At 60.6% G+C, this 15,957-nt stretch carries 18 protein-coding genes; all 18 read right to left on the bottom strand.

The features are described from left to right. Positions 1-107: 107 nt before the first annotated feature. Positions 108-920, bottom strand: a complete 813-nt coding sequence (locus tag GGQ67_RS11380; protein ID WP_183900335.1) for a WecB/TagA/CpsF family glycosyltransferase — start codon at positions 918-920, stop codon at positions 108-110. Positions 921-1,169: 249 nt separating this feature from the next. Beyond that, positions 1,170-1,703, bottom strand: a complete 534-nt coding sequence (locus GGQ67_RS11375; RefSeq protein WP_183900278.1) for a hypothetical protein — start codon at positions 1,701-1,703, stop codon at positions 1,170-1,172. Beyond that, a complete protein-coding gene (locus tag GGQ67_RS11370; RefSeq protein WP_183900277.1) occupies positions 1,703-2,068 on the bottom strand; it encodes a hypothetical protein in 366 nt (121 codons plus the stop codon). Before GGQ67_RS11370 ends, GGQ67_RS11375 begins: the two co-directional genes overlap by 1 nt. Positions 2,069-2,085: 17 nt before the next feature. Next, entirely contained in the window at positions 2,086-2,649 is a 564-nt protein-coding gene (locus GGQ67_RS11365) for a rod-binding protein (protein WP_183900276.1), read from the bottom strand. A gap of 32 nt (positions 2,650-2,681) precedes the next feature. Further along, complete coding sequence (locus GGQ67_RS11360) at positions 2,682-3,095, bottom strand: hypothetical protein (protein ID WP_183900275.1); 414 nt, start codon at positions 3,093-3,095, stop codon at positions 2,682-2,684. 4 nt (positions 3,096-3,099) lie between these two features. Further along, positions 3,100-3,852, bottom strand: a complete 753-nt coding sequence (gene fliR, locus GGQ67_RS11355; protein WP_183900274.1) for a flagellar biosynthetic protein FliR — start codon at positions 3,850-3,852, stop codon at positions 3,100-3,102. Continuing rightward, a complete protein-coding gene (flhA, locus tag GGQ67_RS11350; RefSeq protein WP_183900273.1) occupies positions 3,849-5,936 on the bottom strand; it encodes a flagellar biosynthesis protein FlhA in 2,088 nt (695 codons plus the stop codon). The genes fliR and flhA overlap by 4 nt, the downstream gene beginning before the upstream one ends. Before the next feature lie 88 nt (positions 5,937-6,024). Then, complete coding sequence (fliQ, locus tag GGQ67_RS11345) at positions 6,025-6,291, bottom strand: flagellar biosynthesis protein FliQ (protein ID WP_183900272.1); 267 nt, start codon at positions 6,289-6,291, stop codon at positions 6,025-6,027. A gap of 69 nt (positions 6,292-6,360) precedes the next feature. Further along, entirely contained in the window at positions 6,361-6,801 is a 441-nt protein-coding gene (gene flgD, locus GGQ67_RS11340; protein ID WP_183900271.1) for a flagellar hook assembly protein FlgD, read from the bottom strand. Further along, complete coding sequence (gene flbT / locus GGQ67_RS11335; protein WP_018898450.1) at positions 6,792-7,241, bottom strand: flagellar biosynthesis repressor FlbT; 450 nt, start codon at positions 7,239-7,241, stop codon at positions 6,792-6,794. Before flbT ends, flgD begins: the two co-directional genes overlap by 10 nt. Continuing rightward, positions 7,238-7,585, bottom strand: coding sequence for a flagellar biosynthesis regulator FlaF (flaF, locus tag GGQ67_RS11330; protein ID WP_183900270.1), 348 nt, complete (start codon positions 7,583-7,585; stop codon positions 7,238-7,240). Before flaF ends, flbT begins: the two co-directional genes overlap by 4 nt. Positions 7,586-7,626: 41 nt before the next feature. After that, positions 7,627-8,748 carry a flagellar hook-associated family protein gene (locus GGQ67_RS11325; protein WP_183900269.1) on the bottom strand — a complete coding sequence of 374 codons (1,122 nt, stop codon included), beginning with the start codon at positions 8,746-8,748 and terminating at the stop codon, positions 7,627-7,629. A 3-nt stretch (positions 8,749-8,751) separates the two neighbouring features. Next, positions 8,752-10,212: a flagellar hook-associated protein FlgK gene (gene flgK / locus GGQ67_RS11320; RefSeq protein WP_183900268.1), complete on the bottom strand. Its 1,461-nt coding sequence runs from the start codon at positions 10,210-10,212 to the stop codon at positions 8,752-8,754. A gap of 19 nt (positions 10,213-10,231) precedes the next feature. Further along, positions 10,232-11,518 carry a flagellar hook protein FlgE gene (locus GGQ67_RS11315; RefSeq protein ID WP_183900267.1) on the bottom strand — a complete coding sequence of 429 codons (1,287 nt, stop codon included), beginning with the start codon at positions 11,516-11,518 and terminating at the stop codon, positions 10,232-10,234. Between the two features lie 127 nt (positions 11,519-11,645). Further along, positions 11,646-12,317 (bottom strand): transcriptional activator Rem, encoded by a 672-nt coding sequence (gene rem, locus GGQ67_RS11310; RefSeq protein ID WP_018898445.1) that lies wholly within the window; start codon positions 12,315-12,317, stop codon positions 11,646-11,648. A gap of 282 nt (positions 12,318-12,599) precedes the next feature. Further along, on the bottom strand, positions 12,600-13,184 hold the full coding sequence (locus GGQ67_RS11305; RefSeq protein ID WP_183900266.1) for a transglycosylase SLT domain-containing protein: 585 nt from the start codon (positions 13,182-13,184) through the stop codon (positions 12,600-12,602). Then, a complete protein-coding gene (gene fliK / locus GGQ67_RS11300; protein ID WP_183900265.1) occupies positions 13,105-14,526 on the bottom strand; it encodes a flagellar hook-length control protein FliK in 1,422 nt (473 codons plus the stop codon). The genes GGQ67_RS11305 and fliK overlap by 80 nt, the downstream gene beginning before the upstream one ends. 1 nt (position 14,527) lies before the next feature. Then, a complete protein-coding gene (gene motC, locus GGQ67_RS11295) occupies positions 14,528-15,955 on the bottom strand; it encodes a chemotaxis protein MotC (RefSeq protein WP_246400165.1) in 1,428 nt (475 codons plus the stop codon). Positions 15,956-15,957: the final 2 nt, after the last annotated feature.

Genomic DNA, 15,957 nt, shown 5'->3' with positions numbered 1-15,957 from the left:
ATTTTCGCGCATCACCAAGTCTCGTGCATGGAACGATCGAACCCATCGCAGTCGCGTGTGGTTAATCGAGCCTAAACAGGCTTGGCAAACAAAAGGTTAATTTTCGCTCAACCTCGACTGACGTCGCCGATTTCCGAGCGCTTCAGGATGACCTTGCGGCGGCTGAACCGATACTTGGCGACCTGATAAAGAAAGGCCGGGATGCCGAGCGCATAACGGCGCCAGAGGCGACCCGGTTCCTGGACGAGCCTGTAGGCCCATTCCAGGCGCATCGAGCGCACCAGCTTCGGGGCACGCGGCACCGAGCCGGAGACGAAATCGAACAGGGCGCCGACGGTCAGCACCAGGCGCGCGTGATCGGCGCGAATGTGCTTGTGCGCCCACTTCTCCTGCAACGGCGTGCCCATGCCGACGATGACAATGTCGAGATCCTGCGCGGCGACCTCGGCAAGGACGGCGGACGGCTCGTTCTTGTCGAAGAAGCCGTCGGAAATCACGATGAATTCATGCCAGGGCGCATGCCGGCGGAAATTCACCGCCGCCCGCTCGACCACTGCGCGCGTGCCGCCGATCAGGCCGATGCGGCGCGGCTGCTCCATGAAGGTCAGCAGCGCGGGCACGAAATCGGTGCCGTTCAGGTTGGCCGGGAAAGGCGATCCGTGCGCGATCTTCGATGCAATGTTGAGACCGATGCCATCCGGCAGAACGAGGTTCTGCGAGAGGATGTCGCGATATTCCTCGTCACGCAGAGCCAGAAGCATATTGTGCGCGTTGACGAAGGAGATGGACGTCTGGCCGACCGGCATCGACAGAAGCTCGTTGATGAAGACGAGCGCATCGTCCCAACCCAGATCGCAGACAGGCAGATCGAAAATGGCGCGACGAGAGGCGAGGACCGCGAAATTCGCGATCAGGTTCATACCCGCTTCCTGACGATAATGCTTCATGGCTCGGAGATCCCGGTAACACTGAGGTCTGCCTGGGATCGGACGTCGGCTTCCAAATCCGGAAGGCGGCGCGCATGTCGGCCCATCGCGGGACGGTATAACAGGCCGCCGTCAAACAACCTTTAGGAAAACCGGTCTATTTTTCCCGGCGATATCAGGGATTTGTTAACCACGAAGGACGGCTGCTCGCGGTGACGCGGGCACCGCGACGACAAGCGGTCGTCAGCCGCCGGCGGCCGCGTCCTTGACGGGCTCGGGCGGGACGACATTGACCGGCTTGCCTGTTTTCTTCGGCTGGCCGGAAGCATTGGCGGCGACCTCTTCCTTGGAGAGATAGTCGAGCTGCTCGAGCAATACCTGATCGATGTACTCGCCGCCCAGGCTGGTGTTGAGGTCTTTCTTGACCATATCGCGGAAGGCAATCGGATCGAACGACTTCATATTGGCGATATCGACCATCTTGTTGCCGACCAGCAGCGAGAAGAGCGCGTCGGTGGTCATTTCGGTGAGCGGCAGGGTCGCGCCCTTCACCATCTCCTTGTTGACCATGAAGGATAGCTTTCCGAGGAAATAGCCGCTGACGGCGCCATCCTTGACGACAGGAATGGTGATCGACTCGCCCTTTACAAGCTCGACGAGGCTCTGCTTCGACTGATCGGGGGCGGGAGCCGGCGCCGTTGCCAGCGTCACCGACATATAGACCGCCGCCAGCGTGATCACGCAGACCCAGACGCCTGTAAGAACGAGTTTAATCATCAGTGTTCACGCGCCAGGAACTGTTCCTGCGAATAGGTGCCGTCGGCGTCCGCGTCCTGAACCGCATTCTTCAGCAGGTCGGCGACCGTGCGCACGGCTTCGAGATGAGCCTCGACGCGACGGGCGTTCAGCGCCAGCTTTTCCTTCAGTCCATGCAACTGTTCAAGGTGGGAAGCGGCGAGCTCCTTGGGATCGGTATCGCTGAAGAGCATCGACAGCTCATAGAGGCAGCGGCTCTTGTGCGCATTCGACACCTTGAGATCAAACTGCGGATCGCTGCCGATGCGAGCGTTCTCGTTGTCGATGATCATTTCCAGGCGTCCAAGAACCGATTTGATACGGTATTCGTTCGAGATTATTTCCATTGTTTTCCTCGATTCCCTCAGGCGTCGTTTGCGGACTTGTTGTCCGTCGATGTCACGCCAAACGTCTGGCGCTGTATTTCATTGATCATGTTGACCGCGGCACTGCGATCGTTCTGGTCGGTGGAGGCGTTGACCCTGCCTTCCTGCTTCTTCAAAGCGTCCTGATAAAGCTGCTTGGCAACGCCGATGCCATCGCCCTTGGCGATGGTGTTGCCGAGCTGTTCGGCCATCATGCCCTTCCAGATGTCACCGGTGGCGCCCTTGCCGTAGACCTCTTCGCTCTCGCTTGGCAGCATGCTCTTGATGAAGTTCTGCAGCACCATCGCTTCGAACTTGCGATAGGACTCGGGGATTTGCGTCGTGTTGCCGGTGCGATTGTTGACGTCGCCGAGGCCGGCCTTGCTGGAGGCGCGATCGAGTATGTCCACCGCCGAGGTGAAGCCCTTGCCCGCTTCGGCAAGGCTATTGGCCGCGAAAGCAGCCTGGTTTGCCTTCAGTTTTTCCTGAGCGGCCTGGACCTCCATGGGGTCGGCCGCCCTGACAACGTCCAGAACCAGATCACTCGGGGGTGAAATAGCCACGTCATAATCCTCTTGATTTCAGATCGAAGCGATTATGATTTTTGAAGCTTGCTGGAGGCTGGCGTACCGTATTTTTGATCGATGATATCATAGACCGCGTTGTCGTCGGCCTCGCGGCGCTCGTCATCGAGTGCCTCGCGCATGCCGTCTTCCAGCCGGTCTCCCTTGGCGCGCTCCTGCTGGACGCGCATCTGGTGAACTTCCTGCATGCCGGTCAGCTGCTTGTCCTTGATGCCGAGGCGGCTGAAGCGGTCGGCATAGCCTTGCGAAAAAGCGTGATGAACCGGATCCATGGAGCCGAGCGCATGAATGACGCTGTCCATCTCCTCGCTCACCTCGGCGCGCTGGCGCGTCGTTTCGGCGAGATCGAACTCAGCCATCTGCTCCAGATGCCGCTGGACCGCGACGAGGCGCCTGAGCTTGTCCGAGCGCGTCTTTTCCGCCATCGGCCTACTGCCCCATGAACACGCTGGTGAAGGACTGGCCGAACTGGCTGATCATCGCCGCGACGGAGAAGTAGAAGAGGAAGAGGCCACCGAAGAGCAGATAAGGCGTCGAGATGAAGTAGACCGGGATCTGCGGCGCCAGCTTGTTGATGAAGCCGATGGCGACGTTGAACAACAATCCGTAGATGAGGAACGGGCTCGAAAGCCGCAGCATGATGGAGAACGTCGTCGATAGCGTATCGGTGAACGAAATCAGCGTGCTGCGCATCTGCATGACACCGCCGAACGGCATCGAGGTGTAGGAATCGATCAGCCCCCTGAAGACGAGGTGGTGAAAATCCAACATGAACAGGATCATCATGCCGGCGAAGATGATGAAGCCGGAAAGCGCGCTCTCCTGGCCGTCTTCAAAGATATCGGACGCGCTCGGCTGCGTGTAGCCGATCATCATGGCGACGGTGCTGGCGGCGAACTGGAGGCCCAGCGTATAGAGCCGGGCCAGCATTCCGAACATCACGCCGATCAGCGATTCGCTGAAAATGAAGCCGATATAGGTCGCGTTCGAGGTGCGAACGGCAGGGTAGACCGTGTCCCAGAGCACCGGCATGATCGAAAGCGAAAGCGCGGCGGAGATGAAAACGCGGAGAACCGCAGGGACACGCGCCGACGAAAAGCCCGGCATCGTCAGCACGCAACCCCCGATCCTGCAGAAGATCAGAAAGAGTGCCAACACGGTCCCTTGCGGGTCAGTTATCATGAAATAGAGCCTAGAATCTTTATCTCGATGCCCTTCGCCAGTTCCACATGCGAGAGAACCGGGAGCGTGGTGAACAGACGCTCGATGATCATGCGCACATAGGACCGTGTTTCCGGCGAGGTTACAAGGGCGAACGGCAGGCCGCGATCCATGAATTCACGGATAACTTTGCTCGCCTGCTCGCTGAATTCCTCGAGCATGCGCGGATCGATGTCGAATTCGACGACTTCGCCCTTGTTGTCACGCTTCAGGGCCTGGTGGAACGCGAGGTCCCACTTGCTGCCGAGGCGCAACACGCGAAGCACGCCGTTGTCGGCAAGGTCGCCGCAGAGCTGCTGCGACATGCGCACGCGGACGTGCTCGACGATCTGCTCGGTCTTGCGCACGTGCGGGGCAAGTTCCGCCACGGCTTCCAGGATGAGATGCAGGTTGCGGATCGAGACGCGTTCGGCCAGAAGCAGCTTCAGCACGGCCTGCAGACCAGAATAGGACATGTGCGAGGAGCAGATCTCGTCGGCAAGCTTCTTGTACTCGGGATCGAGACGATCGATCAGAACCTTGAGGTCCTTGTAGGAGAGCAGCGCCGGCAGATTGTTGCGGATGACCTCGCTCATGTGGGTCAGGACGACGGAGACGTTGTCGATCGGCTGGAAGCCTTCGCGCTTGAGATCCTCGGTGAATGCCTCGAGCACCGAGACGGCGGGCATGCCGAAAGCGGGTTCGCGGATATCATCGCCGGGCACGCGCGGCTTGCGGCCGGAGCCGGTAACGACAAGCACTTCGCCGACACGCAGCTCGTTGGAGGCTACCGTCGTGCCGTGGATGCGGATCTGGTAGGACTTCTCGGTGATGCCGATATCGTCGGTGACCTTGATCTCGGGAACGACGAAGCCGTACTGCGTCGCGAACTTCTTGCGCATCTTGCCGACGCGGAAGGCGAGTTCCTGGTGGGCACCGAGAAGGCGCGAGGAGACCATCTTGCCGAGCGCCAGCTCGATTTCCGAGGTGCGCAATACCGACTTGACCGAGTCCTTCTCCAGTTCCTTGTTCTGGACGACCTTCTTTTCCTCTTCCTCGCGCAGAACCTTGTTTTCCGCGTCGACCTGGCGCGGGATGAACCAGGCGCCGAAGGCGAGAACGCCGCCGAGGAACATGAACGGAATGAACGGCAGGCCGGGCATCAGGCCAAGGATGATCATCAGCACGGCGGAGACCGAGAGCGCGCGCGGATAACCGCTCAGCTGACCGACGACGGCCTTGTCGGTCGAACCGACGGTGCCGCCGCGCGAGACGAGAAGGCCTGCGGCGAGCGAGATGATCAGGGCCGGCATCTGCGACACCAGACCGTCGCCGACAGAGAGCTTGACGTAAACGTCGGCCGCTTCGCCGATCGGCATGCCGTGGCGGAAGTAGCCGATGATGATGCCGCCGAAGACGTTGATGGCGGTGATCATCAGACCAGCGATGGCGTCGCCGCGCACGAACTTGGATGCACCGTCCATGGCGCCGAAGAAGGAGCTCTCCTCTTCGAGCTCCTTGCGGCGGCGCTGCGCCTCGCGCTCGTCGATGATGCCGGCCGACAGGTCGGCGTCGATCGACATCTGCTTGCCGGGGATGGCATCGAGGGTGAAGCGGGCGCCGACTTCCGCGATACGGGTCGCGCCCTTGGTGATAACGATGAAGTTGATGGTGATCAGGATCAGGAAGACGATCAAACCGATCACGAAATCGCCCGACATGACAAGGCTCGCGAAGCCGGCGATAACGCCGCCGGCCGCTTCCTCGCCCTTGTTGCCGTTCGAGAGAATGACGCGCGTCGTCGCGATATTGAGCGACAGGCGCGTCATCGTGGCGATCAGAAGGATGGTCGGGAAGGACGAGAATTCGAGTGGCTTCTCGATCCACAGCGCGACCATCAGGATGAGAACCGACAGCGCGATCGAAAATGCCAGACCCATGTCGATGAGAAACGGCGGGATCGGCAGGAAAAGCACGCAGATGATGAGGACGATGCCAAGGGCAAAGCCGACGTCGCGTATGCTCGGACCGGATTTCGGAAGGGGTAGTGCGGGTGGTTGCGCCATATCGATTCCATCTCTTCATGAGAGGTGCGGGCATGATGCCCACCAATTCGGATCGACAGTTAAATGGCGAAGCTTGCGCGAGGGTGGCTCAGAAGCCGGATTGAATGCGCGAGAAGACGAGATTGGTGAAGATGGAAATCTGCGAACCGACGAAGGGAGCGGAGAGGCCAATCGTCACCAGAACGGCGACGATCTTCGGGACGAAGGTGAGCGTTGCTTCCTGGATCTGGGTGAGCGCTTGAAACAGCGCGATGACGAGACCGATAATCATCGCCGCGGCCACGGCCGGCCCGGAGGCAACGAGAACGGTCCAGATCGCCGCCTGGAACAGATCGAGTGCGTCAGCTTCATTCATCCAGGCAACCTCATATCGCCTTTCGGTCCGTCCACGTGGTGGCCGGACCGTCGTTCAGTTTCTTGTCGATCAGCTGCCGGTCGTCTTCGGCGGCGGCGCCTGATCAGCGAGAGTGATTCCCGCCTGAACAAGGATACTCTTTCCATCGGAGGTCGTCGCGATAATTCCGTCGGAATAGACTTTTACCGATGCGACGGTGCCGGCGACGGTGCCATCGGCGCTGGTCATGTATTTGCCGATATAGCTGCTGGCCTGCGTCAGGCTCGAGCTCGACAGAAGCGTATCCAGCTTGGTGTTCGTCTGGATCGTCTGCTCGACCTGCGAGAAGCTCGCGAGCTGGGCCATCTGCTGGCTGGCATCGACCGGGCTGGTCGGATCCTGGTTCTTCAGCTGGGCGATGAGGAGCTGCAGGAAGTTGTCGTAGTTGAGCGACGCCTTCTTCTGAGCCGAGGACGTCGTTGTCGTCGTGTTCTGCGTGGACGTCGCGGAACCTGTTGCGCCTACCGCCATGGTGCGATCTCCTTGCGAATCTGCTCAACCATCGCAGGGTGCATTTCCTGGTTGTTCAGAATGTTGTCTTCGATAACGTAGAGACCGCGGATGGCCTTCAGGGCGTCGAAAGCGCGACCGGTCGAAACGAGACCGTCGATGCGCTTAAGCTCGGCCAGGACTTCCTCGTTCTTGAAGCAGGTGAGGAGCATCGTCACCGACTTGCGGAACATCGCCGTCGACTGATCCTTGCCCTCCGGGTTGATCAGGATCATCTGCGCGATGAAGTAGAGCTGGCGCAGAGGCGTGGTCGCGTCTTCCGGCTGAAGGACGTGGTTCTCGAGAAGGAACGTGACATCATTCAGGAATTCCAGCGCGACCTTGCGGTCGACGCGCAAAACCGCGCCGTTGATGAAGATCTTTTCCCCGGCTTTTAGCGAGATGCGAAGCGTGCTTTTCATTTAAGTCCATCCCTGATGATGGTGGTAATGTCAATAATGCCCTGAAAGTTGGTCGACTGCCGTTTCCGGATCCGGTCGCTCTCTTTCAGTATCCAGATCGCGATCGAAATCAGATTGGCGCGCAACTGAACTTCGAGCTGATTATCCGGATGCTTGAGGTCTTCGATAAAACTCACCCAAACCCGTCGGGTGTAAAACAATGCATCGATGGCCTCCCGGCCATACTTCTCTTTGTCCCGTGCAATCGCGAGAAGCTCGATGGACCGGTCGAGAACTTGACGCTCCCGCTCCTTCGCATCGGCCACCGAGTCTTGCATGACCTCGGCATAAGAGAACTGATACATTCATGCATCCTTCTTTGTACTTGTACTTCTGCCTCTGATCATCAGAGGTAGTTCACGAGGCTCAACTGCTGAATTTTTGAAACGATCGTGTATGCGGTTTCGAGCTGTGTCTGCAGCGTGTTCACGCGCGTCGACGCCTCCGACTGGTCGACGCCCTGAAGGTCGACAAGCTTGTTCTGAATGATGCTGGACTGCGCATCGAGAGCGTCGTTCGCCTTCGTAACGCGCTCCTGCGACAGACCGAGCTGGCTCGCCTGGGTGACGATGCCGGTCGTTCCCTGCGCGGCGAAGCCGATCGCCTTCGATGTCGTCATCGCCAGCGCGTCGCCGCTGAGGCCGACGCCGGCAAGGGCCGATACCGTCATGGAAGCCAGCGCGAAGTAGCGCATGCCTTCGGAATTGGAATTGGTCGACGACGTGACGGTTTCGGAGTTGCTGATCCGGCTCGTCATGTTCTGGTTGGACGCGCTCGACCAGTCAGCCCATGCCGGCGGCGTGACATAGGCCAGCGGCGGCGTGGGGGCTCCAACGCCGATCGGCGGGAACGGCAGCGGCGTCGATGTCGCGTTCAGCGTATCCTGCGAGAACATCGGCTCGACGAAGTTGGAGATGAACGTGTCCATCTCGTCGCCGGTCAGTTCCGACTTGGTCTTGCCCAGGCTGCTTGCCCAGGCATCGAGATTCGCCTGGATCGCGGCGGTCGCGGTGGTCGACTGATCCGTCAGCGGCTGAACATCGGTGTTGATGCCGGAGAACAGATACTCTCCGTTCAGCATCGAGTTTCCGGTGTCCATCAGCGAGGAAAGCGCGTCGCCGGCCGACTGCATCGCGACGGTGATGCTGGTCTTGTCCTGGCTGCCCTGCAGCGCCGTCAGCTTCGATACGAGCGCATCGCCCGCCGTCTTCATGCTGGTCAAGCCAAGCTGGGACGCTTCGAGGCGGCCCGAGACGACTGAGTTGCTGCCCTGCAACGCCTTGATGCGGGTGACTTCGGCGGTGAAGTTTACGCTTTTCGCCGCTCCCGAGCCCAGCGAGGCGCCGATGTCGGCGTAGACGCCGGTCGTTGCTTCGAGCGAGGATTTGACGAGCTCGGTCTGCGACTGGCGAATGGTCAGTCGCATCGCGGTTTGAATTGCCGAACTAGAAATAAAAGAGCTTTTCATGGCTTACCCCGTTATGTCCAGCAGCGACTGGTACATCTCGTTGACGGCATTGAGTATCTTCGTGGCCGCCTTGTAAGACTGCTCAATATCAAGCAGCAGTGTCAGTTCCTCGTCAAGGTTGACGCCTGTCTCATTTGAGTACGCTTCGGTTGAGCGCGACAGAGCAGCGCTTGTATTTTCGGATGCCGTCGTTGCGTCGCTTCGCAGCTGTTCGAGCCAGCCGACCGAGTTCTGCGCGTAGCTGATGACGCTGACATTCGAGGAGATGCCGGCGTCCGACGAGAACGTCTGCGCCGAGCCCAGCGCGGCATACAAGGCGTCGAGATTGTCGGAGAAGCCGCTGGCGTTGTCCGTGTTGAGATTGGTCAACCCGGTGATGGAGCCATCACGCAGCTTCATCGGGTCACCACCCTGGCTGGTGATTACCGCTGTGTTTACCGTAATCGTACCGGCGATGCCGTTGATGACATCAGGGGTCGTCGGCGTGTCGCCGTCAAGCCCGGTCGACGTCTTCCAGACGAACAGACCCGGCTGCGTCGTCGTGCCATCGGTTTCCGAGAACGTCGTCACCAGGGACTTGGCGATCTCGTCGAGTTGCGCCTGGAAAGTGGGCGCGACCTCGTCGCGGATCTGCAGCAAGGCCTGAAGGCTGCCCTTGGCTGTCGTCGTGGACCCCTGCCCGCTGGTCAGCGCCACGCCGTCGATGTAGACGCCGTTACCCTTGGTTCCCGTCGTGTAGGTATCCTGCGAGACGAAAGTGACCGCACGCGGAATGGTGTCGAAGACGACCGTTCCGTCATTGGTATAGAGCGCCATGTCGCCATTGGCGCGATCGGCGGTCTTGACGCCGACGATGGAGGAAATCTGCTTCAGCAGCTTGTCGCGCTCATCGAGCGCGTCGGCCGTGTTGCCGCCGGTGGCGGTGGCGCCCTTGACGGCGTCGTTCGCCGTCTTGAACTGCGCCAGCAACGTATTCAGCGTATCGACCTGGGTGGCGATCTCCTTGTCCGCGTTCTGGCGGATGAGCTGGACCGACTTGGTGGCGCTGTTCAGCGAATTGGCGACGTCCTGCGCCGCCGTGACCGCGCTTTGCGCCGCGATCGCGCTGCTCGGCGAGGTGCGGAATGCCTGGAGCTTCTGCTCGAAGGTCGAAAGATAGGTGGCCGGCGACGTCTCGTAATCATTGCCGCCGAGCACCGACTTCAGGTCGGACAGGCCGTTCAGCAAAGTCTGCTGGGCACTGTCTCCCGCGCTAGCCGACAGCCACTGCCGCATCAGGGCGTCTTCCTGAGCCCTGCTGATCTTTACAACCTGCGCTCCATTCAGCGACGTCGTGACCATCGCCTGACGGCGCACGTAATCGCTGTTGCTGGAATTCGAGATATTGTTCGACGCGACACTGCTCTGCGTGCCGGTGTTGTTGAATATGCTCTGCGCGGTATTAAGTGCGGACGTGAGCGACATGGCTTACCCGTTACCCTACTTATCTCTTGAGGTTGACGAGGACGTCCATGATGTCGGACCCTGTCTGGAACACCTTGGAATTGGCAGTGTAGCTGCGCTGCGATTCGATCATCTTGGTCAGTTCGCCGGCGAGGTCGACGTTCGAGCTTTCGATCGCACCGGCCTGGATGGAGCCGAAGCCGTTGGTCTGCGGGAAGCCGGTGACCGTAACGCCCGAGCTGCCATTGGCGCTGTAGACGTTGCCGCTCATGAGCGTCATGTTGTCCGGGCTTGCGACCGTTGCCAGCGGAATCCGGTACAGCGGCTTGGACGTTCCATCCGCATACTTGGCGGAAACGGTGCCATCCTTGCCGATCGACACGCTGTCGACAGGGCTAGCGGCCTGGCCGTTCGGCGTGCCCTTGCCGGCGAAGTCGGAGGCAAGCTGCGTGAAGCCGGAGAGATCCATCTGGATCTGGCCTGTGGTAACCGGATCGTCGATGAGAAGCGAGCCGCCGGTAAGAAGCTTGCCTTGCGCGTCGAACTCTATCGTACCGCTGCCGACGGCGGCCGACGAATAGGGGAAGGACGTGGTGCCGCCGCTCGCGGCGTCCCCATTGCGGTATACCGTGACGTCCCAGGTGCTCGCGGCGCCGGTTGCTGGCGGCGGCGTGGTGACGTCCGTCTTCGTGAAGTAGAAGTCGTATTGCACGGTGTTACCGAGCTTGTCGTAGCCGACCATCGAAATCTGCTTGGTGTCGGTGGTCATGGGCAGCACGTTGTCGGCCGGCAGGTTGCCTGTCGCGATCGCGGCGCCGGAATTGAGGTTGCCCGAGAAGGTGCCGGCCGTGGAGGCGATCGCTGTCAACCCTGATTGGGCTACGTTGACCGGAACCAGGCCCGAGAAGCCGTTGACGACGACTGCCGGCGCGCCGGAATCGTAGGAATAGCCCATCAGCTTGAAGCCGGCCGAATTGACGAGGTTACCGTCCGGATCCTTCGTGAAGTCGCCGGCGCGGGTCAGAACCGGAACACCATCGGGGCTCTCGACGATGAAGAAGCCGTCGCCGGAGATGGCGAGGTCGTAGCCCGAGGTGGTGTAGGAGATATCGCCCTGCGCGGAGACAGACTGGCGAACCGACGTCTGTACGCCGCCCGAATTGTAGTTGCCCGAGCTCGAAGGCAGAACAAGCGACGAGAAGGCGGTCGACACCGACTTGTAGCCCGACGTGTTTACGTTGGCGATGTTGTCGGCCACGGTGCTCAGGCGGTTCGCCTGCGCGTTCATGCCGGACACCGCCGTCTTCATGCTGCCGAAAATGCTCATCTGAAAACCTCGATTTCCTTAGTAGGCTTGAGAGTATCCGGCGGGCCTTGCGTGAAGCTGTCTGGCTTTGGCGTGATCGAAAAAGATCCGAAGCTAGACCGCCGGCCGGTAATGGGCGTTAAAAAAACTATTCCCAATCAATGCAGTAGCCGAGGAATCGCTTGGAATCGACCGGATCCACGCCGAGCTTCTTGCGCAGCTTCTTGCGCAGCTTGGAAATGTGGCTTTCAACGACGTTCTCTTCGACTTCCTCGTCGAAGATTCCGTAGATGGCGTTGAAGATCTGGGTCTTGGTGACGCGACGACCGCGGTTGGCGATCAGATATTCGAGAATGCGGCGCTCGCGGCGCGGCAGCGCGAAGACTTCGCCGTGGATCTCGGGATCGCGGCCATCGGAGAAGACGCGGATCGCGCCGATATCCGTGTGCGTGGAAATCGCCTTCAAGCGGCGGCGAATGGCCGCTGCGCGTGCGAGAATTTCGCGGGGGTGAACCGGCTTGCGAACGACGTCGTCGACGCCGCAATCAAAAAGTGCAAGCGTGTTTTCGAGCGACGGCTGATCGCTGACCGCGATGACGGGTGCCATCGACCGATCGCGAATGGCGCGCGGCAGCTCGAACGTCTGCTGTCCCTGGCCAATCAGAAACGCCTCGACCGCCGCGATATCCGAATCGGCAGCCGTCTGCACCCACTCTCCAAACTCGTTTGGATCAAAACCGGTCGAAGGAATGCCTTCTCGACCAAAAAGGGAAGTGTAGCCATCCTTCACGAGCTCACGCTCATCAACCACTACGATCATTCGTCCGCCTCCGAATCACTTGTGGCACATCGATGACCTATGGGTACGAATCGCACGATTCTGGGACAAGCTGTAGGAACTCACTGGCGGAAATTAATAGTTGATTAAGATTTACCCCCCGATTTGCTCTACATTTAGTAGGTGCTGCCGATTATGCACACAAAAGTTTCGTGGAAAAGTTAACATGTCCTAAATTGTGACTTGCTTTGCCACATTGGGCCGGATTCCCGCCACATTATGACACATTTCCGATTTGTTCTTTTTTCGCTATCTTTGGGCGAGTCAACCGCGGCAGAAATTGCTCGCATTGGGAGTCCATTTCCCATAGCCCGTGGCCACCAGGTTGGCGATGACACGACAGACATATTGCTTCTGCGCGGGGTCATTGTTGGGGCCGGCGTGGTATCGCGCCACCGCCATGGTCCACGTTTCGTGACGGTTGCGCAGGTTCTTGAGGAACTTCGCCGCGTACTCGACATTTGAACGCGGGTCGAGCATGTCCTCCACCGAGCGGAAATTCTCGCCGTGGTAGAACTGGTTGATCTGCATGCAGCCCACATCGATCAGCTTCGCGCCCGACCTCAGAGCCGTGTCGAACTGCGTCAGGGCATCGCGCTGGGAGCGGGGATAGAAGGGCTTGCCCTCTATGTTCAAGGCGTAGGCGTAGAGCGAGCCCTTGCGGCCGGTTTCGGTCAAACCGACCGAATAGAGGATACCCTCGGGTACACCGTATTTCAGTGCCGCCGACTGGATCTCCCGCTCGCAGGCGCCATCGGAGGCTCGCGCGTCAGAGGTATACGTCGCCAGTGCCGCTGCTGCCAGAGGAGCCAGAAGAAGCGCCCGTAGCGTCGCCCTCACCTGTGACATTGAAACCTCCGGCACTGCGTTGACCCATTTGATTCTGACGCTCACGCGCCTCTCCGCCCTGCCCCTGGGCGAAGTTCTGACCGGCGCCGTTCTGCGTGTTCGCCTGGCTGCTGGTATCCGTGTTGACGACAGGCGCGATGCTGATGCTGACGCCGTCGATGGCGTAGCCCTGACTGCGCAGCGACTCGAGAATCTTGGTGTTATCGTCCTTGAGCTGCCGGTAGGCGGCCGCCGTCTCGACCTTGAGATCCACGCTCAATGCATCGCCCTGAAGCCGCAGCGTGGCGGTGACGAGGCCGAGATCGATCGGGTTCATCTGGATCTTGAGCGTATTGACGACCTTGCCGGTGCTGCTCAATGTCGCGGCGTTCGACAGGGAGGACGTCGCCTGCATCGCATGCGCCCATTCCTGGTCGCCGGCGATTGCCGCCGTCACGGCGGCGGAGTTCGTATTCTGCGCCAGGCCAAGATATCGCCGGGAATCGACAACCGTGACGGTCTCGATATTTGCCTTGCCGCCGACTTCGCCGGCATCCTTTTCGGCGCCAATATACATGTCCATGGACGTTCCACGGCTATCCGCGCGCGTCAGCCGGAAGGTCTGACCGACCGTATCGCTGGAGGAGGTCGCACCGGGCATATCGACGTCGGACGTGGTATCCGTAGCCGACTTCAGGGCACCAGCCACATCGGCGACCGCGTCATCCTTGGACTTCGCCTTGCCTGAAGACTTGTCCTTGGCATCGGCGGCCACCGCTTCCGTCGTCTTCTGTGCGAACAATCCCGCCGCGGCGACGGACGCGCCATCCACCGGCGTCTTCTCGAGCATGCTCAAGACATCCGAGACGGCATTGTCGTCCATGGATGCGGGCTTCGTCTCGGTCTTGACCGGCTTGCCGGTCTTTTCGTCCTTCGATGTCGGTACCGCAATCTTGTCGGCGACGTCGGCCACGGTTTCGTCGGCCGCCGCGTCGTCGATCTGCTTGCCAAGCGATTTGATATCGATCCGGCCGGCCTTCTGGGTGTCCTTGCCGGCATTGGCCGTCGTCGCATCCGCTTCCGCCTGCGCCAGTACGGCTGTATTGCCAAGATCGATCATGGCTTTCGGTTTCGAGCGCGGCGGCGCCGAGGTCACGGCTCCGTTGCCGCTATCGGCCGTTTCCGAAGATTGCTTGCCGTTGGCCTTGGCGCCCTGGTTGCGATCAGAACCGGCATTGGCCTTGTTCAGAACGTCGGCGAAGCCGCCGCTGCCTTCGGTGTCCGCACCCTTGCCGGCCGGCCGGCCGGCTTTTGCTCCCGCGGCGGCATCCGCGGCTCCGGCCGGAACGCTGATATCCATCATATCAATTGCTTTCCTTGTTCAAAAGGCCGTCGATCTCATCCAACTGAGAGCGGCTCGAGGTCACAAATGAGCTGAATGCGGGGTCGGCGTTTTGTGGATCCGCTGATTGCGACCCGATCGCCGGCACGGCGTCGGCAACCGCCCCCTCCGCGGCCGATCCTCCCCCGGCGGCCTGTTCAGAGCTAGCTTCTTGACCATTTGGTGTATTAGCAGAGCCTTGCGTCAGGCTTGCAGCGTCTGGTTGCCGAAGCACCTGCTCCGCGACCGACCGCGCGGCAGCCCGCAAGATCTGGTCACGCGGCGAAAGCGCCTTGTCGGCGATGTTCGAAATATTGCGCGCCGCGGTATCGATCTTGTCCGTCGGGATCGACGCCATGCCACCGTAGAAGTCGGCAAGCGCGCCGAACGCATTGTTCGCATTGCCCGACAGGGACTGCGCGCGGCCGGCCGCCATGCGGGCGAGTTCGCCCTTTCCGGCAATCGCCGCGGCGCGCGCGATGCGCAGATAGATTTCCCGCTGGCGCGCCTCGTCCATGAAGGAGAGGATGCCGACGACGTCGTCGGGCTTGACGTTGCGGTCCTGATCGACCAGCAGCTTCACGAAGAGATCGGCGAACTGGCTGGCATAGGGCGAGTAAAGGAAGCGGCGGACATAGCGCTGCGAATACTTCAACCCCTGATCCACGAGCCCCTTGTCGACGGAGATCGCCACGGAGCGGCGCAGCGCCGCCTCCTCGATGATCGTGCCGGGCGCGTTCAACCGCGCGAGGTCGTAGAGCTTGAGAGCCTCTTCCGGGCTCTTGGCAAGCGTGACGTTGCCGCCAACCAGCGCGAGGTAGGGACCGATCTTCTTGTCCTTGTACTCCTGCGCCATCTCCACCAAGGTCTTGGCGACGAGCAGACCCTTGCCGCTCAGATATTTGCGCAGGATGTCGGTCACGCGGTTGTCGAAGTAGCCGTTGACGTCGCGCGCCACCAGATATTCCAGCGTCTGCGGATTGCCGCCGCTCATGGCGTAGATCAGGGCGGCGTCGACGTTGCGGTCGTCATCGAAGACGGTGGGATCGACAGCGCGCAGGCGCTTGTCGATCGTGCCGAGCATGAAGCGCTGCATCTCGTTGGCGGAACTGTCGCCGAGCACGACGGAATCCTGAATGAACTGCAGCGAGCGCAGCATCTTGTAGGGTGCCGTGTCGCCACCATCGTCCGCCGGCGCGACAGGCAACGCCTCGGCGGCGGCCGTTGCGGCGGCCGGTGGTTGTGCCTGCCTGGATTCGGGTGCCTCGGCACCGCCCGCCTGTGTCTCGGCAGTTCCGGCCGGCGCGGGTGCCGCGGGCGGCGCTGCGTCTTCCGCGCGCGCGACACCGGTCGCCGCCAGCGCGATGCTGAATGCGAGAGGCAGGAGATGCCTGTGCTGCCGGCGCTTCATCG

Source organism: Rhizobium metallidurans, from assembly GCF_014196505.1.
Lineage (GTDB): Bacteria > Pseudomonadota > Alphaproteobacteria > Rhizobiales > Rhizobiaceae > Rhizobium > Rhizobium metallidurans.
Note: the sequence above shows the minus strand (reverse complement) of the source record. Positions and strands in the feature narration are given on the sequence as shown.